Source organism: Pseudosporangium ferrugineum (assembly GCF_003002065.1).
Lineage (GTDB): Bacteria > Actinomycetota > Actinomycetes > Mycobacteriales > Micromonosporaceae > Actinoplanes > Actinoplanes ferrugineus_A.
On the sequence record NZ_PVZG01000021.1, the window covers coordinates 73,805 to 93,510 of the forward strand.

19 protein-coding genes are annotated in these 19,706 nt (G+C 72.3%); 9 read left to right on the plus strand and 10 right to left on the minus strand.

The annotated features are described in order from the left end of the window. The first annotated feature begins 91 nt into the window (after positions 1-91). From CLV70_RS32125 to CLV70_RS32135, 3 genes are all read left to right on the plus strand, one after another. Entirely contained in the window at positions 92-892 is an 801-nt protein-coding gene (locus CLV70_RS32125) for a hypothetical protein (protein ID WP_106130382.1), read from the plus strand. 78 nt (positions 893-970) lie between these two features. Continuing rightward, a complete protein-coding gene (locus CLV70_RS32130; RefSeq protein WP_106130383.1) occupies positions 971-2,065 on the plus strand; it encodes a lactonase family protein in 1,095 nt (364 codons plus the stop codon). Positions 2,066-2,282: 217 nt separating this feature from the next. Beyond that, positions 2,283-3,980, plus strand: a complete 1,698-nt coding sequence (locus CLV70_RS32135) for a VWA domain-containing protein (RefSeq protein ID WP_106130384.1) — start codon at positions 2,283-2,285, stop codon at positions 3,978-3,980. 45 nt (positions 3,981-4,025) lie between these two features. On the opposite strand, the gene CLV70_RS32140 is transcribed toward CLV70_RS32135, so the two are convergent. Beyond that, a complete protein-coding gene (locus CLV70_RS32140; RefSeq protein ID WP_106130385.1) occupies positions 4,026-5,156 on the minus strand; it encodes a PP2C family protein-serine/threonine phosphatase in 1,131 nt (376 codons plus the stop codon). 50 nt (positions 5,157-5,206) lie between these two features. On the opposite strand from CLV70_RS32140, the gene CLV70_RS32145 reads away from it, so the two are divergent. Then, entirely contained in the window at positions 5,207-5,680 is a 474-nt protein-coding gene (locus CLV70_RS32145) for a MarR family winged helix-turn-helix transcriptional regulator (RefSeq protein ID WP_106130386.1), read from the plus strand. Positions 5,681-5,685: 5 nt separating this feature from the next. Here the strand turns inward: CLV70_RS32145 and CLV70_RS32150 are convergent, their stop codons facing one another. Beyond that, a complete protein-coding gene (locus CLV70_RS32150) occupies positions 5,686-6,828 on the minus strand; it encodes an ROK family protein (RefSeq protein ID WP_106130387.1) in 1,143 nt (380 codons plus the stop codon). Positions 6,829-6,914: 86 nt separating this feature from the next. On the opposite strand from CLV70_RS32150, the gene xylA reads away from it, so the two are divergent. The 3 genes from xylA to CLV70_RS32165 are packed head-to-tail and all read left to right on the plus strand — an operon-like array spanning position 6,915 to position 10,956. Continuing rightward, entirely contained in the window at positions 6,915-8,102 is a 1,188-nt protein-coding gene (gene xylA, locus CLV70_RS32155) for a xylose isomerase (RefSeq protein WP_106130388.1), read from the plus strand. Positions 8,103-8,123: 21 nt separating this feature from the next. Beyond that, positions 8,124-9,539 carry a xylulokinase gene (gene xylB / locus CLV70_RS32160; protein WP_106130389.1) on the plus strand — a complete coding sequence of 472 codons (1,416 nt, stop codon included), beginning with the start codon at positions 8,124-8,126 and terminating at the stop codon, positions 9,537-9,539. 10 nt (positions 9,540-9,549) lie between these two features. Continuing rightward, complete coding sequence (locus CLV70_RS32165) at positions 9,550-10,956, plus strand: MFS transporter (protein WP_106130390.1); 1,407 nt, start codon at positions 9,550-9,552, stop codon at positions 10,954-10,956. On the opposite strand, the gene CLV70_RS32170 is transcribed toward CLV70_RS32165, so the two are convergent. From CLV70_RS32170 to CLV70_RS32195, 7 genes are all read right to left on the minus strand, one after another. After that, on the minus strand, positions 10,934-12,562 hold the full coding sequence (locus tag CLV70_RS32170; protein ID WP_106130391.1) for a glycoside hydrolase family 13 protein: 1,629 nt from the start codon (positions 12,560-12,562) through the stop codon (positions 10,934-10,936). The genes CLV70_RS32165 and CLV70_RS32170 overlap by 23 nt on opposite strands. 9 nt (positions 12,563-12,571) lie before the next feature. Beyond that, a complete protein-coding gene (locus tag CLV70_RS32175; protein ID WP_106130392.1) occupies positions 12,572-13,291 on the minus strand; it encodes an HD domain-containing protein in 720 nt (239 codons plus the stop codon). 44 nt (positions 13,292-13,335) lie between these two features. Continuing rightward, positions 13,336-14,247, minus strand: coding sequence for an MHYT domain-containing protein (locus tag CLV70_RS32180; RefSeq protein WP_106130393.1), 912 nt, complete (start codon positions 14,245-14,247; stop codon positions 13,336-13,338). 203 nt (positions 14,248-14,450) lie between these two features. After that, positions 14,451-14,594 (minus strand): GPGG-motif small membrane protein, encoded by a 144-nt coding sequence (locus tag CLV70_RS40205; protein WP_170148689.1) that lies wholly within the window; start codon positions 14,592-14,594, stop codon positions 14,451-14,453. A gap of 110 nt (positions 14,595-14,704) precedes the next feature. Then, complete coding sequence (locus CLV70_RS32185; RefSeq protein WP_106130394.1) at positions 14,705-15,448, minus strand: metallophosphoesterase family protein; 744 nt, start codon at positions 15,446-15,448, stop codon at positions 14,705-14,707. After that, the gene (locus CLV70_RS32190; RefSeq protein ID WP_106130395.1) at positions 15,445-15,699 is read right to left on the minus strand and encodes a hypothetical protein; all 255 of its coding nucleotides are present in this window, start codon (positions 15,697-15,699) and stop codon (positions 15,445-15,447) included. Before CLV70_RS32190 ends, CLV70_RS32185 begins: the two co-directional genes overlap by 4 nt. Then, positions 15,696-16,283 carry a nucleotidyltransferase family protein gene (locus CLV70_RS32195; protein WP_106130396.1) on the minus strand — a complete coding sequence of 196 codons (588 nt, stop codon included), beginning with the start codon at positions 16,281-16,283 and terminating at the stop codon, positions 15,696-15,698. The genes CLV70_RS32190 and CLV70_RS32195 overlap by 4 nt, the downstream gene beginning before the upstream one ends. Positions 16,284-16,467: 184 nt before the next feature. Between CLV70_RS32195 and CLV70_RS32200 the strand changes: the two genes are divergently transcribed. Next, a complete protein-coding gene (locus tag CLV70_RS32200) occupies positions 16,468-17,253 on the plus strand; it encodes a dTMP kinase (protein ID WP_106130397.1) in 786 nt (261 codons plus the stop codon). Positions 17,254-17,357: 104 nt separating this feature from the next. Here CLV70_RS32200 and CLV70_RS32205 read toward each other — a convergent pair whose 3' ends face one another. Then, positions 17,358-18,044 carry an SDR family NAD(P)-dependent oxidoreductase gene (locus CLV70_RS32205; protein ID WP_106130398.1) on the minus strand — a complete coding sequence of 229 codons (687 nt, stop codon included), beginning with the start codon at positions 18,042-18,044 and terminating at the stop codon, positions 17,358-17,360. Between the two features lie 547 nt (positions 18,045-18,591). Here CLV70_RS32205 and CLV70_RS32210 point away from each other — a divergent pair. Beyond that, positions 18,592-19,593 carry a sigma-70 family RNA polymerase sigma factor gene (locus CLV70_RS32210; protein WP_106130399.1) on the plus strand — a complete coding sequence of 334 codons (1,002 nt, stop codon included), beginning with the start codon at positions 18,592-18,594 and terminating at the stop codon, positions 19,591-19,593. The last annotated feature ends 113 nt before the right edge of the window (positions 19,594-19,706 follow it).

Sequence of the window (19,706 nt, forward strand, 5' to 3'; positions counted from 1 at the left end):
GCAGCCGGCAGCAGCATAGCGGCAGCGGCACGGCAGCACTGTCCCTCAGGCTTCGGTGCATCGACCCCCTGCACCCGAAAGAGATGACGACATGAACGTACGCATGGCGCGACCGGCCGGTGCCCTCCTCGCCCTCGGCGTGCTGGCCGCGGCCGGCTGCGGGGCGACCGGCGCGGGCGACCGCGCGCCGGGGAAGCCGGCCCCGGCCGGGCCGAAGGAGCAGCTGCTCGGGGCGCTGCCGGACCGGCACACCGGCGCCTTCCATTTCCGCGTGAGGGGCGGCACCCAGCCGATGCAGGGTGTGCTCGACGCGGGGAATAAGGCGTTCCGCATCGACGTGAGCGAGAAGGACCCGGATCTGGGGTTCACCCTCTCGATGAAGTTCCTGGTCGTGGACGAGACGACCTGGATGAAGGTCAATTTCTCCGGTACGGAGGGCCTGACCGGCCTGCCCCGCCTGCCGAAGAAGTGGATGCTGCTGGACCCGTCCCGGATCGACGACAAGGACGACGCGCCGCTGGAGTACGACGGCGAGACCGACCCCGGCGAGGCGGGTGCCGTGCTGCGCGCGATCGTCGACGTCCGGTCGACCGGCCCGGGCACGTACGCCGGCACCACCGATCTCACCCGGCAGGGCGAGGCGGGGATCGTGACCGACGAGGTCCTGCGGGCGCTCGGCGCGAAGGCGAAGGCGGTGCCGTTCGAGGCGACCGTCGACGCTCAGGGCCGGCTGACCAGCACGATCGTCAAGGTGCCCGCCGCCGGGAAGACCAAGCCCGCCGATTACGCGGTCACCTACGACGGCTACGGCACCGTGGAGTCCCCCTCCGAGCCCGCGCCGGCGGAGCAGCAGAAGGCGACCAAGGACGCGTACGCGATGTTGAACGCCTGATGCCGCACGCGGGGCGGCGGTCGCGCGGGTCGGACGGGGGTCCGCGCGCCCGTTGCCCGCGTGTGGTGGGATCTGGGCATGGGTCCGAACGACGAGTACGTCTTCCTCGGCTGCTACACCGGCGAGACCGGCGGCGAGGGGGACGGCATCGTGCTGTTGCGGCGTGACGGCCGCACGGGCGCGCTCACCCGGCTCGGGCTCGTCGCCCGTACCCCGTCGCCGTCCTTCCTGGCCCGGCACCCCACCCTCCCGGTGCTGTACGCGGTGAACGAGCTGGACGCGGGCACGGTCAGCGCCTTCGCGGTCGCCGAGGACGCGTCCCTGCTCCCGCTGGCGGTGCAGCCGACCGGCGGCGCGGCGCCGTGTCACCTGGCGGTGTCCGCCGACGGCCGGCATCTGCTGGCCGCCAACTACACCAGCGGTGACGTGGCGGTGTTCCCCCTGGACGGACAGGGGGCGCCGGGCCGGCGCTCCGATCTGCTGGCGCTCGACGGCAAGGGCCCGGTGTCCGACCGGCAGGACGGCCCGCACACGCACATGGTGGTGCCCGCCCCGCACGGCCCGGACGTGCTGATCAGCGATCTCGGCTCGGACCGGGTGTGGCACGCCCGGCTGGATCCGCTGTCCGGCCGGTTGACCCTGGTGGGGCCCGCGATCGTCGCCGAGCCCGGCACCGGTCCCCGGCATCTGCTGCGTACGGCCGACGGCACGGTGCTGCTGGTGGGGGAGCTGACCGGCGATCTGAGCTGGTTCCGCCCCGGCGGCGACGGGACGTTGCAGCGTGCGGGCGTCCGGGTGCTCAGCGCCACGCCCGGGAATTGTCCGTCCGAGGTGACCGCCGGCGGCGACGGGCGCTTCGTCTATGTGGCGAACCGTGGCCCGGACACGGTGTCGGTGCTCGCGTGGGAGCCGGGCGGCGGCACCCTGGTGGCCGAGGTGGCCACCGGCGGTGAGTGGCCGCGCCATATCGCGCTGATCGCCGACCACCTGTACGTAGCAAATGAGCGTTCACACACTGTCACGATTTTCCGGGTGGACCCCGATACCGGTATTCCGTGGTCGCAGGGGGAACCGGTGCCGGAGAGCAGTCCCACGTGTCTGCTGCGATGGCACTCTGCCAAGGTCGGCGAGGGGATGGCCGGGCAGGAGGCGGACACCATCGGCGTGTCGTGATCTTCCGCCGGAATCCGGCAATCGCGGAGGTTTGGCGGCCACTCATCGAGACGACGCCGACACGGACAGTAAATTAAGTACGCGGAATTTCCAATCCGAGTAACTTTCGTCCGAACGTATATGGCATTCGGGTCTCGCTATGCGCAGTATGGAGCGCGTGTCAGGCCGCCATCGCAGAAACTTCAATCTCAGAGGAGCCGGCGTCGTCGCATCTGCGATGGCGATCGTGGTCGTCCTCGCCGGATCCTGGCTTGGCTATCAGCGTCTCGCCGACAAAGGTTGCTCAGGTCAGATCAAACTGAACGTCGCCGCGGCGACGGAGATAGCGCCCGCCGTGGATCGTGCGGCGCAGCAGTGGACCACCGGGGGTGCCGCGGTCAACGGGACCTGCGTGGCCGTGAGTGTGACCGGGGTCAACTCGGCCACCATGGCGTCCACCATCGCCTTCAAGCACGGAGTGGCCCTCACCGGCCTCGGCGCCGCCAGCAAGAGCGGCACGGTCCCGGACGTCTGGATCGCCGACTCCACCACCTGGCTCATGCGCCTGCGCTCGGAGGCCTCCGGCTTCGTGCCCACCGACGGCAAGTCGGTCGCCACCAGCCCGGTCGTCGTCGCCATGCCGGAGCCCGTGGCGCAGAGCGTCGGCTGGCCGGACCGCAAGCTCGGCTGGAACGACCTGCTCAAGCGGATCACCACCGGGAACTCGCTGCGGACCGGCGTCGTCGACCCGACCCGCGACGCGGCCGGCCTGGCCGGCCTGCTCGCCCTGGGCAGCGCCGCCGGCGGCGGCGCCGAGGCGAAGGCCCAGCAGGTCGGCGCGCTGCGCGCGCTCGCCGCGGGCAGCTCGTCGCTGCGCGAGGACCTGCTCCAGAAGTTCCCCCGCTCGACCGACGCGGCCGACCTGGCCAGCGGCATCAGCGCGGCGCCGCTGTCCGAGGAGGACGTGGTCGCGTACAACGCGGAGAAGCCGGTCGTCCCGCTCGCGGCGCTCTACCTGGACCCGCAGCCGCCGTCGCTGGACTACCCGTTCGCGGTCATGCCGGAGGTCGACCTGACCAAGTCGGCCGCCGCCACCGGGCTGCGCGAGGCGTTGCAGCAGCCGGCCTTCAAGAACGAGCTCGCCCAGGTGGGGCTCCGGGGCCCGGACGGCACGGTCGGCTCCGGCTTCGCCACCCCGGTCGGTGCGCCGCAGGCCACCCCCGCGGCGAGCACCGCCAGCGGCACCGAGGGCAAGGCCGCGGCCGGGCTCGACGCCGGCGCGATCAACCAGGCGCTGGGCAGCTGGGCGGCCATCACGCTGCCGGGCCGGGTGCTCGCCGTGTTCGACGTGTCCGGCTCGATGAAGACCAAGGTGCCCACGGCCGGCGGGATCGACCGGGCCGCGGTGACCCGCGGTGCGGCGTCCCAGGGTCTCGCCCTCTTCGACGACAAGTGGGCGGTCGGCACCTGGATCTTCTCCACCGAGATGGACGGCAAGCGGCCGTACAAGGAGATCGTGCCGATCACCCCGCTGACGTCGGGCCGGGCCCGGTTGCAGGACTCGATCACGAAGATCCAGCCGAAGACGGGCGGCGCGACCGGTCTGTACGACACGGCGCTGGCCGCGTACCGGTCGGTGCAGGACAGCTGGCAGGCCGGCCGGGTCAACTCGGTGCTGCTCTTCACCGACGGCAAGAACGAGAACCCGGACGGCATCTCGCGGGGCACGCTGATCAGCGAGCTCAAGAAGCTCTACGACCCCAAGCGCCCGGTCCGCATGGTGATCATCGGTATCGGTAACGAGGTCGACGCCAACGAGCTCGAGGCGATCACCCAGGCGACCAGCGCCGGCGGCGTGTTCATCGCCCCGGACCCGGCGAAGATCTCGGAGATCTTCCTCGAGGCGATCTCGTCGCGCTCCGGAGCGGCCCGCTGATTTCCCGTACGCACTGAGAAGGCCACCCCACCGCGGGTGGCCTTCTCAGTGTGCGGGGCCGGTCCAGTCGAGGCACACGGCCACGGCGTCGTCCTCGAGGTCGGCGCTCACGTACGCCCGCAGGTCGCCGAGCAGCGATCTCACGGCCTGCAGCGGCGCCAGCGAGCCCGTACGCCGGAGGAAGCGGTGCAGGGCCGCCTCGCCGTACCGTCCGCTCCGGCCGACGGCGTCGGCGACGCCGTCGCTGACGATGAAGAGCCGGTCGCCGGTACGCAGCCGGAGCGTCACGGTCTCGAAGTCGGACGACTCGAACATGCCGAGCGGGAACTGCGCCTCCAGCGGCTGGTCGACGACCTCGCCCTCGCGCAGCATCAGCAGCCGCGGCGACCCCGTGTCGACGATCAGCAGCTCGCCGGTCGCCAGGTCGAGCTCCAGCAGCAGCGCCTCCACGTGCGCGTCGCCCCGGTGCTGGGAGAAGATCGCCTGGTCGGCGAGGGCGGCCTGGTCGGCGAGTCCCAGTCCGGCCCGGCGCGCGTTGCGCAGGGCGTGCACGGCGAGCGAGGTCAGCAGCGCCGCGTTCATGCCGTCACCCATGCCGTTGAGCACGGTCACGAAGAGCCGGCCGTCGTGCTCGGCCCAGTCGAAGCCGTCGCCGCGGACCGCGTACGCCGGCTCGAGCTGCCCCGCGAGGCCGAACGCCGGCCGGATCCGGGACCGCCCCGGCAGCAGTTCCCACTGCATCTCGGCGGCCAGGGTGAGCCGGCGGGTACGGGCGGCCACCGCGTACCGGTCGGTGCCGGTGCGCGCCGCGACGAGTTCGTGCGCCAGCAGGGTGGCGATCTCGGCCAGCTCCGCGCGTTCGACCTCGGAGGACGGCGCGGCCGCGTGCCGCAGCACGCCCAGGCGCTCGCCGCGCACGGTCACCGGGAGGTACGCGACGTGCCCCGCGGAGACCTCGGACTGGTGGTCGAAGCAGCGCCAGGCGGGATCTCCCGGGCGCGTGACGGGGGCGCCGCCGAGCAGCGGGATCAGCGCCGCGAGCCGGTAGTCGACGAGGAGCAGGTCGACGTCGCCGGAGCCGTACTCCTTGGCCAGGACGTCGGCGAGGCACTCCACCACGCGCTCGGCGGGGGCGTCCGCCAGGGCGCGCCGGGCGGCGGTCAGCCGTTCGGACAACCGTTCACCCCCTCGACAGCGTGCCCCGTACGGGTAGTCTCTGCTGCACCATGGCCGAACACCATGGGCCGGATGGGCCACTCCATGCCGCGGCGGTCGACGACGCCGCGCCCGCCTTGCTGGCCGCCTGGGACGCCGCCCGCGAGCGCGCCACGCCCCGGCTCTCCTGGCCGCAGCTGAACGCGCTGCTGGTGGTGGAGCGCGAGGAGGGCATCAACCTCCGCGGGCTGGCGAGCCGGTTGAAGATGATTCTCTCCTCGGCGAGCCGGCTCTGTGACCGTCTCGTGGCTTCCGGCATGGTCGAACGGGTGCCGGGCCGGGCGGATCGCCGGGAGATCGCGCTCTATCTGACCCCGTCGTCCCGGCAGCTGCTGGACGATCTCCGGCGGACCCGGCGCGAGATCCTCGCCGACGTGCTGCGCCGGATGAGCCCGGCGGGACGGGCCGCCCTGATCCGCGGCCTGACCGAGTTCAGCGCGGCGGCCTCGGGCGCGGAGGGCGACTCCGAGGCACGCTCGGCCTGAGCCGGTCACGCCCGGGTGCGGGCGAGCCAGCCCGCCGGGTCGTCGAGCACGCCCCGGATCACGGCGCCCGCGGCGCCCCGCATGGCGGCGTCCGGCCCGTAGCTCGCCGCGCGCAGCTGGACGGGCGACCAGTCGGCGGTCAGCACCCGCCGGTCGATCTCCGCCCCGATCGCGTCGCGCAGCCGGGGCAGCAGCGGGGCATAGATGCCGCCCAGGACGACCGTGCCGACGTCCAGCAGGTTCACGACGGCGGCGATCGCGGTGCCGAGGGCGTGGCCGGCCGTGCTCAGGTCGGCGGCGGCCAGGTCGGCGACCGTGGCGGCGCCCGCCGCGCGGAGCATCGCCTCCTGGCCCGCATACTGCTCGAGGCAGCCGCGGGCGCCGCAGCGGCACGGGGGGCCGTCCGGGTCGATGGCCAGGTGCCCGATCTCGCCGCTCCAGCCGCGTACGCCCCGGAAGAGCGCCCCGTCGAGCACGATGCCGGCGCCGATGCCGATCTCGCCGGAGATGTAGACGAAGCTGGGCGGCAGCTCTCCGGTGCCCAGCTCGCTCAGCGCGGCCAGGTTGGCCTCGTTGTCCACTGCGACCGGCAGGCCGCCGAGCTCGCCCACCGCGACGTCGAGCCAGCCGAGGTTGGGCGCGATCCGGACCGTGTCGTCGCCGGTGACCAGGCCGGGCACGGCCAGCGCGGCCCCGGCGACGGTCAGCCCGTCGGCCTCGGCCCGCCGCCGCGCCTCGGTGGCGAGCAGCGACAGGGCGGCCAGGGCGCTCCCGGCGCCGACCGGGCGCTGGTCGCCGGCCTCCACGAGGCGGTGCCGGATGCGGCCGGTGAGGTCGACGACGCACGCGGCGCGGTAGTCGACGTTGATCTCCAGGCCCAGCCCGGCGGGGCCGTCGGGGGCGAGCCGCAGGCCGGCGGCGGGGCGGCCGGCCCCGCTGCGGGGCGCGGGCTCGACCTCCACCAGCAGTTTCCCGGCGATGAGGTCGTCCACGAGCGCCGAGACGGTGGCCCGGGTGAGGCCGGTGGCCGCGGCGACGGCAGCCCGAGATATCGGATCTGCGCTGTTCGCCACGGTTTGCAGCACCAACGCGAGATTATGGGCGCGCACGCTCGATTGCCGGACGGGGGCACTGGAGGCAGTCATCATTCGGCCCGTCACGCCCTTGACAATGCCACACCGCCCTCAAATAATTCAACCAATAAACAAATCCGCCCTGTTACGTGGAGGTAACCGTGTCGGTCCAGCCCACCCGCGATGACAAGTTCTCCTTCGGCCTCTGGACAGTCGGCTGGACGGCCCGCGACCCGTTCGGCGACGCCACCCGCACCGCCCTCGACCCCATCGAGGCGGTGCACAAGCTCGCGGAGCTGGGGGCGTACGGCATCACCTTCCACGACGACGACCTGGTGCCGTTCGGCTCCGACGCGCACACCCGCGACGGGATTATCGCCAACTTCAAGAAGGCGCTCGAAGAGACCGGCCTGATCGTGCCGATGGTGACCACCAACCTCTTCACCCACCCGGTGTTCAAGGACGGCGGCTTCACCAGCAACGACCGCGACGTCCGGCGGTACGCGCTGCGCAAGGTCCTGCGCAACATGGACCTCGCCGCCGAGCTGGGCGCCAAGACCCTGGTGCTGTGGGGCGGCCGCGAGGGCGCCGAGTACGACGTCGCCAAGGACGTGCAGGCCGCGCTCGACCGCTACCGCGAGGGCCTCAACCTGCTCGCGCAGTACTCCGAGGACAAGGGCTACGGCCTGCGGTTCGCCATCGAGCCCAAGCCCAACGAGCCCCGCGGCGACATCCTGCTGCCCACCGCCGGACACGCCATCGCGTTCGTGCAGGAGCTGGAGCGCCCCGAGCTGTTCGGCATCAACCCCGAGGTCGGGCACGAGCAGATGTCCAACCTCAACTTCGCCCAGGGCATCGCGCAGGCGCTGTGGCACGGCAAGCTCTTCCACATCGACCTGAACGGCCAGCACGGTCCCAAGTTCGACCAGGACCTCGTCTTCGGCCACGGCGACCTGCTCAACGCGTTCGCGCTGGTCGACCTGCTGGAGAACGGCGCGCCCGGCGGCGGCCCCGGCTACGACGGCCCCCGGCACTTCGACTACAAGCCCTCCCGCACCGAGGACTACACCGGCGTCTGGGAGTCGGCCAAGGCCAACATGCGGATGTACCTGCTGCTCAAGGAGCGCGCGCAGGCCTTCCGCGCGGACCCCGAGGTGCAGGCCGCGCTGGCCGAGTCCAAGGTGCTCGAGCTGGGCAAGCCCACCCTCAACGAGGGCGAGACCTACCAGGACCTGCTCAACGACAAGAGCGCCTTCGAGGAGTACGACGTCGACGCCGCCGGTGCGCAGGGCTACCACTTCGTCAAGTTGCACCAGCTGGCCATCGACCACCTGCTGCGCGCGCGCTGACCTCGGACGGAGAATACGGGCATGACACTGGTCGCCGGGATCGACAGCTCCACACAGTCCTGCAAGGTGGTCATCCGCGACGCGGAGACCGGCAAGCTGGTCCGTCAGGGCCGGGCGAGCCACCCCGACGGCACGGAGGTGCATCCCGAAGCCTGGTGGACCGCGTTGCGGCAGGCCATCGAGGAGGCGGGCGGGCTGGACGACGTCGCCGCCGCCTCGGTGGCCGGCCAGCAGCACGGCATGGTCGTGCTCGACGAGAACGGTGAGGTGGTGCGTCCGGCGCTGCTGTGGAACGACACCCGCAGCGCCGGCGCCGCCGCCGACCTGATCGACGACCTGGGCGGGGGCGACGCCGGCCGGCGTGCCTGGGTGGACGCGGTCGGGATTGTCCCGGTCGCCAGCTTCACCCTCACCAAGCTGCGCTGGCTGGCCCGCCACGAGCCGGAGAACGCCGCCCGGGTCGCCGCGGTGTGCCTGCCGCACGACTGGCTCACCTGGAAGCTGTCCGGCGCGCACGGGCTCGACACCCTGCGCACCGACCGCAGCGACGCCAGCGGCACGCTCTACTGGTCGGCCGCGGCGAACGCGTACCGGCCCGACCTGCTCGAGCTCGGGTTCGGCCGGCGGATCATCACGCCCGAGGTGCTCGGCCCCACCGGCGTCGCCGGCCACCTGCCGAACGGCGCCCCGCTGGGCCCGGGCGCCGGTGACAACGCCGCCGCGGGACTCGGCGCCGGCGCGGCGCCGGGAGACGTCGTGATCTCCATCGGTACGTCGGGCACGGTCTTCGTCTCCTCCGACGTGGCACCGGACGACCCCAGCGGCACCGTCGCCGGGTTCGCCGACACCACCGGCCGGTTCCTGCCGATCGTGGTGACGCTCAACGCCGCCCGGGTCCTCGACGCGGCGACCCGGCTGCTGAACGTCGACCACGCGGAGCTGTCACGGCTGGCCCTGAGCGCGCCCGCCGGCGCGGACGGGCTGGTGCTGATCCCGTACCTGGAGGGGGAGCGCACGCCGAACCGGCCGAACGCGACCGGTGCGATCCACGGCCTCACCCTGCGCACCTCCGACCCGGCCCACCTGGCCCGCGCGGCCGTCGAGGGCATGCTGTGCGCCCTCGCCGACGGGCTGGACGCGCTGGTGGCGCAGGGCGCTGCCGCCAACCGGGTGGTGCTGGTGGGCGGCGGCGCGCGCAGCGAGGCGGTCCGCCGCATCGCCCCCGCGCTGTTCGGGCTGCCGGTGCTCGTCCCGCCGCCGGGTGAATACGTCGCCGACGGCGCCGCCCGGCAGGCCGCCTGGGTCACCGCGGGCGGTGACGCGCCGCCCACCTGGTCGGCCGAGACCCCCGAGGTGTACGAGGACGACAGCGTCCCCCTGATCCGGGAGCAGTACGCCGCCGCCCGCGACAGCGTCATCGACCGGGCAGCCCGCTAACCTTCACCGGGTGAGGGGCGGCCCGGCGCATCGCGCGTACAGCGTGGTGGTGTTCGTCCTTCTCGCCTCGCTCGACAACGTGGCCATCGGGCTGGTGCCGCCGCTCTACGGCAGCATCGGCTCGGACCTCGGCGTCGGCGAGGGGCACATCGCGCTGGCCACCACGGTCATGTTCCTGCTCAGCGCGGTCGCCGCGGTGGGGTGGGCGTACGCGGGCGACCGCACCGACCGCAAGCCGGTCCTCATCGCCGGCACCGTGATCTGGGTCGCCGGCACGGCCTGGTCGGGCCTGGCCGGCGGCTACCCGTCGTTCCTGCTGGCGCAGATCCTCGCGGCGATCGGGCTGGGCGGCGTGGCCAGCGTCAGCTTCGCCGTGGTCAGCGACCTGATCTCGCCGCGCCGCCGGGGCCTGGCGATGAGCTTCTGGGGCCTGTCGCAGGGCGTCGGCACGCTCGCCGGGACGATGACCGGCGGCCTGCTCGGCGCCGGCGACTGGCGGCGGCCGTTCCTGGTGGTGGCCGTCGCCGGCGTGGTCGCGACGGTGGCCTACCTGTTCACCTACGACGTGCCGCGCGGCGACAGCCAGCCGGAGCTGCGCGGCGTCGCGTACGACGAACGCATCCACCGCGACGCCCTGCCGACGATCCTGGCCCGCCGCACCAACGTCTGGCTGATCCTGCAGGGCCTCACCGCGCAGGCCGCCTTCGGTTCGCTGGTGTGGCTGCCGGTGCTGTTCCGGGCGCGCGCCGAGGACCAGGGCTACTCGACGGCGACGGCGGTCGTCGTCGGCAGCGTCTTCGCCACCCTGTTCCAGCTCGGCGGGGCGCTGTCGATCCTCGGCGGGCTGGTCGGGGACAGGTTGCAGCGCCGCACCCCGCGGGGCCGGGCCCTGGTCGCCGCCGTCGGCATCCTGGCCGCCGTGCCGTTCTACGTGGTGCTGTACTTCGTGCCGTTCCGCATCGACGTGCCGGACGGCGGCAGCACCGGCGCGGTGATCCGGGCCGTGCTCGCCGACGTGGTCACCGAGCCCTCGGTCGGCCTCAGCCTCGCCATCGCCGTGCTGGCGCTGGCGCTGACCTCGGCCAACTCGCCGAACTGGTTCGCGCTGATCGCCGACGTCAACCCGCCCGAGCACCGCGGCACCGTCTACAGCCTCGGCAACCTGGTCAACGGCGTGGGCCGGGCGGGCGGGAACGCGCTGGTCGGCGTGGCCTTCCGCGGCCTGTCCGGCGCGTTCCCGCCGCCGCTGAACTACGCCGTCGGCCTGGCCGCGTTCCAGTTCTTCTTCATCCCGACCGGGATCATGTACTGGCTGGCCGGCCGGACGGTGGCCAGGGACATGGCGGACACCCATGCGGCCCTGGCCACCTACGCGGACCACGAGCAGGCGACCGCTACACGCGCGCCCAGACCGTGACGTCCTGCGGCACCCGGCCGTCCGCGCCGAGCGGCTCGCTGGTGAGCAGCACCTCGGCGCCCGCCGGCAGCCCGGCCGGCTCGGCGCCGAAGTTGGTCAGCACCAGCACGTCGCCGTTGCGGAACGCCAGCACGTCGGCGGGGGTGTCGAGCCAGGTCAGCGCGCCGGCGCCGAGGCGGTGCCGGGCGCGCAGACGCAGCGCCGACCGGTACAGCTCGTACGTCGATCCCGGCACGTCCCGCTGCCGGTCGAGGGCGTATTCCGCCCAGGACGCGGGCTGGGGCAGCCAGCTCGCGTCGGACGGGCCGAAGCCGTACGACGGGGCGTCCGCCTCCCACGGGATCGGCACCCGGCACCCGTCCCGGCCGCGCTCGGTGTGCCCGGACCTCGCCCAGGTCGGGTCCTGCCGCAGCTCGTCGGGGATGGCGGTGTGCTCCGGCAGCCCCAGCTCCTCGCCCTGGTAGAGGTACGCCGACCCGGGCAGCCCCAGCATCTGCAGCGAGGCCGCCCGCGCCCGGCGCAGCCCCAGCGGCGCGTCCGGCTGCGGGTCGTCCACGCCGATGCCGTGCCGGCGCGGCTCGCTGACCGGGTAGCCGAGCCGCGTCGCGTGCCGCACCACGTCGTGGTTGGAGAGCACCCACGTGGTCGGGGCGCCGACGGCGGCGTTGGCGGTGGTCGTGGCGTCGATGACCGCCCGCAGCGGGGCGGCCTGCCACGGGGTGTCGAGATACTGGAAGTTGAACGCCTGGTGCATCTCGTCGGGCCGGACGTAGTGCGCGAGCCGCTCGGCCGGCTGCACCCAGGCCTCCGCGACGAGGATCCGGTCCCCCTCGTACGCGTTCAGCACCTCCCGCCACTCCCGGTAGATGTCGTGCACCCCGTCCTGGTCCCACATCGGCGGGGGCGGGGCGCCCTCCGGCGCGAGGCCGCCGAGCACCTCGCTCGCGTACTCGTAGTCGCCGAGCTCGGCGTCCTTGATCAGGCCGTGCGCGACGTCCACCCGGAAGCCGTCGACGCCGCGGTCGAGCCAGAACCGCAGGATCGCCACGAACTCGGCCCGCACCTCGGGGTTGCCCCAGTTGAGGTCGGGCTGGGTGACGTCGAACAGGTGCAGGTACCACTGGCCGCCGGGCACGCGCTCCCAGGCCGGCCCGCCGAAGACGCTGAGCCAGTCGTTCGGCGGCTCGCTGCCGCCCGGGCCGCGCCCGTCGCGGAAGATGTAGCGCTCGCGTTCGGCACCGCCCGGCGCGGCGGCCAGGGCCGCCTCGAACCAGGGGTGGGCGCTCGAGGTGTGGTTGGGCACGAGGTCGACGATGACCCGCAGGCCCAGCGCCTTCGCCTCGGCGATCAGCTTGTCGGCGTCGCCGAGGTCGCCGAAGCGGGGGTCGACCGAGCGGTAGTCGGCCACGTCGTACCCGGCGTCGTGCTGCGGCGACGGATAGAACGGTGACAGCCACACCGCGTCCACCCCGAGGCCGCGCAGGTCGCTCAGCCGTGCCGTGATGCCGGGCAGGTCGCCCATGCCGTCGCCGTTGCTGTCGGCGAAGGAGCGTGGATAGATCTGGTAGATGACGGCGTCGCGCCACCATTCAGTGGGGGAGGACATGGGCCCAGGCTAACCGTCCAGGATGGCGGCGAACCGCTCCTCCGCCAGGTCCAGTTGATCGAGGATGTGGTCCTTGGCCTCCACCGACAGCGGGGTGTCCGGCCGCCCCACCAGTTCCCGGAGCTTCGGCACCAGCGGGCGGTACTTGATCGCGGAGCTGCGCGCCTTGTCGTACGTGGTGTGGATGACCCCGACGCCGTTGTCCGTGAAGTCGCTGACCTTGATCACCCGGGCCCACGGGTCCCGGTCGAGGCTGTCCGCCACGTGGGTGCGGTACTGCTCGTGCCGGTCGCGTTCCGGGTCGTACTCCGGGTTGGTGACCGAGCGGACCAGGCCGGCCACCCGCGGGTTGTAGCGCCGGGCCAGCTCCGCGATCGCCGCCTCGGTCAGCTCCCGGTGCCCCAGGTCCTCCGGCAGGCCGGCCAGTTCGGCGGGATGGTCCTCGACCGCGTCGTGCAGCAGGGCGGCGACGAGCACGTCCACGTCCCGGACGCCGTAGTAGCGCATGATCCGGATCGCGACCCGCAGCAGATGGTTCAGGTACGGCTCGCGGACCCGCCGGTCGCCGGCGTGCAGCCGGGAGGCCAGGGCCAGCGCCTCCTCCAGCTGCCGCCGCTCACCGGCCGGCAGTTCCTCGATCTCGAGCAGGAACCGCTCCCGCAGGCCGGCCTCGCCGTACACCTCCGTGATCGCGTGCAGCGGCATCGACAGCAGCATCCTTGGCGCCATGCCGAACAGGTATACCGGACCGGGGCCCGGTACGCCGCCCGCGATCAGCCCGCGACGTCGATCAGTGGCTCATCCGTGACCACCGGCCGCGGCGGGATCGGCCGGGGCGAGGGCCGGTTGCCCGGCGTACGCCGCACCGCCGTGAGCGATGCCTGCTTGAGCGACCAGGGATGCGGATGCTCGGCGTGCATGCCGCGGCGGCGGATGCCGGCGCCGTCGGTGAACTCCTCCTCGGTCATCGCCTGCAGCGCGCTGAGCGCGACGCCGATGATGGTGGCGGCGCTGACCAGGGTGATCGGCACGATCATGAGCAGCGGCCGGATGCCACCGCCGCCGGACGAGACCTCGCGGCTGAGCTCGACGCTCATCGCGGCCATGCCGGTGTAGTGCATGCCGCAGACCGCCAGGCCCATGATCCCGGCGGCGCCGAGCATCGGCAGCCAGCCCCGGACCGAGACGGTGAACCACAGCGCGGCGGTGGCGGCGACGACGGCGATGATGCCGGACGCGATGACCAGCGGCAGCCGATAGTGGACCGCGCCGGAGACGTGCATGCCCGCCATGCCGGTGTAGTGCATGCCCAGCACGCCCGCGCCGGTGAACACCCCGGCGATGACGACCCGGGGGAGGCTGCGCTTGCCGTGCCCGACCACCATCAGTCCGAAGCCGACGGCGACGACGGCCAGCGCGAGGCTGGCCATGGTCAGCACGGGGCTGTAGCGGACCGGGCTCTGCGGCACGTCGAAGCCGAGCATCGCGGTGAAGTGCATGAGCCAGATGGCGGCGCCGCCGATCGAGAAGGCGGCGATGATCAGCCACCTGGTGCGGCGGCCCCGGGTGGGAGCCGATCTGGCACGTCCGGTGGAGAGCAGGCCGAGGAAGGAACCCAGGACCGCTACCAGGTACGCGGCGATCGGATTGAAGGCACCGTAGGTGAAGTGATGGACCTCGGCCACAGCCAAGACTCCTCGCGAACGTCGGGGGGATCGTTTCGCTGGGAATTCAGCCACGGGTCGGATCGAGGACATCGCACTTCGTGTGCGTGTCACTACATAGTGAACCGGGGCCACCGTATGGCTGCCTGCGAGAGGTAGCCATACGGCAGCCCCGGTGCGGTCGTAGGAGACCGGTCAGGAAACTGCCGGGGGGACAGGGTGCGTCAACTGAAGATGCTCACACCACCGGGGCCGACGAGCAGGCCCACGACGATGAGGACGACGCCCCAGAGGATCTGCCGCCGGAACAGCGCGAGGACGCCGGCGACCACGAGTACGACTGCGAGGATCCAGAGCAAAAGTTCCATGGTCAGCGGATACCCGACCGCGCGAAATCGAAAACCTGTTCCGAGCAGGTCCACATGCGACGAGGCCCCGTTCCCGGCGGGGGAGCGGGGCCTCGCGGGGCAAACGCGGATCAGACGGACACCAGGCCGGTGTCCGCGTCCTCCGACAGCAGCTGGTAGACGTTGTACGCCTGCTTGATCACCGGATGGGCCACATTCCGTACGGGCACCCCGCCCGGCGTCCGCCCCCGCTCCGAGCCGTGGTGCGCGTGCCCGTGCAGGGCCAGCGCGGTCGGCGCCGAGTCGATGGCCCGGGCCAGCAGGTACGACCCCAGGAACGGATAGATCTCCAGCGGCTCGCCGACCAGCGTCTCGGGCACCGGCGCGTAATGCGTCAGCGCCACCAGCGCGTCGCACTCGAGCCCGCGCAGGGCCGCGCCCAGCCGCTCCGCGATCGCCTCGGTGGTGCCGACGAAGTTCTTCATCTCCCGCTCGCCGAACGAGCTGGCGCACGCCCCGGCGAACCCGCCGCCGAAGCCCTTCGCGCCGGCCACGCCCAGCCGGTGGCCGTTGAGCTCCAGCACCGTGCCGTCGCCCTCGAGCACGGTCAGCCCCGAGTCGGTGAGCACCCGGGACACGTCGTCCTGCAGGTCGCTCTGGTGGTCGTGGTTGCCGAGCACGACGACGACCGGTACGGCCAGGTCGCCGAACTCGGTCGCCATGCACTTCGCCTCCTCGACCGTCCCGTGGCGGGTCAGGTCGCCCGCGATGAGCAGGACGTCGGCGACGTCGGGCAGCTGTTCCAGCGCGGGCCGGTAGCGGCCCAGCACGTCCTTGTCCACGTGGACGTCGCCCACGGCGGCGATCCGGATCATGAAATCTCCTCCACCTCGCTGGGCGCCGCGGCGCGCACGATGCCGATGTCGCAGGCGATCTCCACGTCCGGGAACTTCGTCGTGATCTGCCGGCAGATCTCGTCCCGGCGCTGGGCGCTCTCCACCTCGCCGCCGAGCACCAGCAGGTGCTCCCGGCGCTGCAGGGTGATCCCCTGCTCGGCGACCGCGCCGTTCTCGGTCAGGAGGCGCTGGATCTCCGCCTCCACGTACTCGTCGAGCTGTGGTGTCATCTCGTCCCCCCGGTCAGCTGGGCGTTCGCCGGCTCCGGGACCACCTCGAGGCGGTCCAGCAGTACGAGGAACGCTTCGGCGTACGGCGACTTGGCGGTCTCGGCGCGCACCCTGTCCCAGTCGATCTGCTCGCGCAGCGACCGGGCCACGGGCAGGCCGGTGGCGAAATCGCAGTAGTGCTGGGTGTAGCTCAGCAGCTTGTGCACCATCAGCTGGGTCGCCGACAGCACGGGCATGTTGATCGCCTCGACCGGGCGCATCACCGTGTCGCGCAGGGTGGCGTCGGTCACCGGCGACTCGACCGGGCGGTAGATCAGGTCCACCATCCGGCCCTCGTCGTACACCTTGACCAGCCAGTCCTCGGGCGGCTGCGACACCTCGAAGCCCACCGCCGACAGTTCGGCGAGCGCCCGTTCCTTGTCCTGTTCGCGGATGAGGAAGTCGACGTCGTGGTCGCTGGAGTGGCCGCCGTGGGCGTACACGGCGAAACTGCCGCCGAGTGCGAACGGGACCTCGGCCTGCTTGAGCACGGAAGCGACCCGCTTGAGCGTGGTGACCAGGCCCTCGTCCACCCGGTGCGGCATGGCGTCTCCCTGAGTCGAGTGATTGTCCGTTTCCAGTCGGAACGACTACCCCTCGCGGCCATCGTTGTAACGCGAGCGGTCCGTGCCACGAGACCGAATTCCACTGCTGAGACCCATTTTGTACGTCCAGAGCACCGCGTACGCCCCGAACCGTGGGTGACAGGGCGAGCTACCGTCGGTGGGTATGGTCCCCGGCCCGCGTACCCCCAGCGCCCCGACTGCCCCGACCGTCCGCCGCCCCCGCACCATCGCCCTCGTCGGCATCGACGGGTCGGGCAAGACCACCCAGGCGCACCTGCTCGCGACGGCCCTGGCGGAGCGGGGCTGGCCGGCGACGTACCGCCGCAACGCGGGTGGCCGGCGCTGGTTCGGCCGGCTGGCCGTGGCGCTGGGCCGGCGCGACGGTGAGCACCTGCTCGGCCGCCGCGCCATGCTGCTGGTCGAGTCGGTGCTGCGCTGGCTGGCGATCCTGCGCACGCTGCTGCGCCGCCGCCTCACCGGCGAGACGGCCGTCATGGACCGCTACGCCGTATGCCAGTACGCGAGCATCCGCGCGCACGCCAAGAACCCGCGCCCCGAACGGCTGAACCGGGCCGAGCGCCGGGCCCGGCTGGCGTACCGGGTCTTCCCGCGGCCGGACGTCACGTTCCTGCTGGCGGTGGACCCCGAGGTGGCGTACGACCGGATCGAGCGGCGCGGCTACGACCACGAGGAGATGGACTACCTGCGCGCGGCGACCGCGGCCTACCGCTCCCTGCCCGAGCACGACACCTTCGTGGTGATCGACGCGAACGGTACGCCGGACCAGGTGCACGCCGCCCTGCTCGCCCACCTGAGCGCACCTACCCCGGCCCCGGCCCGCGAGGCCCCGGCCGTCCTGGTCTCCCACGCCCGCGCCCTGGTCCTGGCCGCCGCCACCATGGCAGCGGCGGCCACCGCGCTCACCCTCCAGTTCACCGAGGTCTTCTAGGAGCGGCCGGCCCGCACCGCCCGGACCCGCGGGTCGGCCCAGCCTCGCGTCGCGAGGCGGAAGCCCGGCCCCGGCGCGGGCCCTCATGATCCGCGGGACGCCCCCTACGCCCTGCCGTAGACCGGGATGCTCGCGCCGCTGGTCGGGGCGGAGGCGTCGCTCGCCAGGAAGGCGATGACGCGGGCGATCTCGGCCGGCGTCACCCAGCGGCTGTGGTCCGCGTCCGGCTGCTCGCGGCGGTTGAGCGGGGTGTCGATCACGCTCGGCAGCACCGTGTTCGCCCGTACGCCCTTGCCCCGATACTCCACCGCGACGGCGTTGGCGAACGCGAGCACCGCCGCCTTCGCCGTGACGTAGCCGGCCGCGCCGGGGAACGGGGCGACCGCCGCCCGCGACGAGACGCACACCACCGAGCCGCCCCCGGCCGCCACCAGGTGCGGGAGCGCCGCCGCCGTCACCAGGTACGCCGGCCGCAGGTTCAGCCGCAAAATCGCCTCGAAGTCGTCCACCGGCGTCTCGTGCACCAGCCCGCTCATCGCGAACCCGCCCACGAGGTTGATCACCGCGCCCAGCGGTGCCTCCGGTTCCGCCGTGGCGAGCGTCACAGCCGCCGCCACCTCCTCGGGAACCGTCACGTCGGCTTCGACGCCCGTCACACCCTCCGGCAACCTGTCCCGCCCACCCCCGCGTACGGGAGCGACCACCCGCCAGCCCGCATCCCGGAGCGTCGCCACGACCGCCCCACCGAGACCACCCGTCCCACCCGTCACCAGTGCCGTGCGCTGTGCCATGTGACCACGGTAATGCTGTGTGATGCGTCACTGTTCGTGTGGCGGGCCGGGATTCCGGTAACGCATCGGAAGAACGAGTCGCCCGCGCGGGGGTCACCCGCACGGGCTAGTGATCTGCGGCGCGATCTGCCGCATGGTGGCAGATGTCCCCGCGCTCCCCAGGCGCCGGGATCTTTGCCGCGGCATTTGCATCAGGCCTGGCGGCAACCTGTCGATGCTGGACGTGAACCCAATTGGCTACCGGGCCGTACTGGGTAGTGACGAGCGTCGCAACGCAATCCGTGACGCCCGTCGCTGTGACGGATGAGGGGCTGATGGTGTCATGTATCGGGCGACGGGTATGCGTCACGTCACGCATCCACCGCCGGGTTCGGCTCCGAATGCCTCCGCAGAGAGCCCTCTTCAGTAAGTATCCACGCGGCTCTCAGGTGGCGCTCAGGCATTCGTGACACTTTCGACCCACCAGCCGGAATCAGTGCAGGGCGCCACTTGTTGTGTAGGTGTCAGCACCGCAATGCACGAACTGCGGACGTTACGGGGAGGGCTGATGGACGCAGGAATTGCCCGTAACAGGGTTAGTGAAGGCAATGAGGGGACCGTGGGCAACGTGGAGAAGAACACCGTGATGCGGACGGACGAAGTCGCCGAGGAGCGCGACCTCGTCGGCGTCTACCTGCACGAGATCTCCCGGACGCCGCTTCTGGACGCCGCCAGGGAGGTCGACCTCTCCAAGGCAATCGAGGCCGGCCTCTATGCCGAGCACCTGCTCGAGGGCGATGACGTCCGTCGTGGCGTGAGCCGGGAGGAGCTGGAGCGGCTGGTCGTCGAGGGCGAACGGGCCAAGGACCTGTTCATCCGGGCCAACCTTCGCCTGGTCGTCTCGATCGCCCGCCGGTACGTGCGGTCGGGGATGCCGATGCTCGACCTCATCCAGGAGGGCAACACCGGCCTGGTCCGCGCCGTGGAGAAGTTCGACTACGAGCGCGGCTACAAGTTCTCGACGTACGCGACGTGGTGGATCCGTCAGGCGATCAGCCGGGCGATCGCGCAGCAGGAGCGCACCGTACGCCTGCCCGTGCACCTCGTCGAGGACGTCAACCGGATGCGTAACGTCACCCGCCAGCTCGTCCGCGAGCTCGGCGCCGACCCGGAGCCGGAGCAGATCGCGAAGGCGCTGGGCGTGACGGTCGAGCGGGTCGGCGAGCTCACCCGCTGGGCCCAGGACACCGTCTCCCTGGACACGCCGGTCGGTGACGACGGCGACACCAACCTCGGTGACCTGGTCGCCGACAGCGACGCGCCGTCGCCCGAGGAGATCGTGCTGACCGCGCTGGAGCGTCAGCGCATCGAGGGCCTGCTCAACCACCTCGACGACCGTTCGGCGGGCATCATGCGCGCCCGGTACGGCCTCGAGGACGGCCGCGAGCACTCGCTGACCGAGGTGGCGTCGCGCTTCTCACTCTCCCGCGAGCGCATCCGCCAGCTCGAGATCCAGGCCCTGGGCCGGCTGCGCGAGCTGGCCCGCGCCGAGGGCCTGCAGGCCGCCTGAGGCTGATCCGCCCGACCCTCCCCTGAGACAGTCGAAGGCCGGTGCCCCGCGAGGGCACCGGCCTTCTTCCTGCGCTGCCTTTCTGCGCTGACACGAAGAGGCCGGCGTCCCCC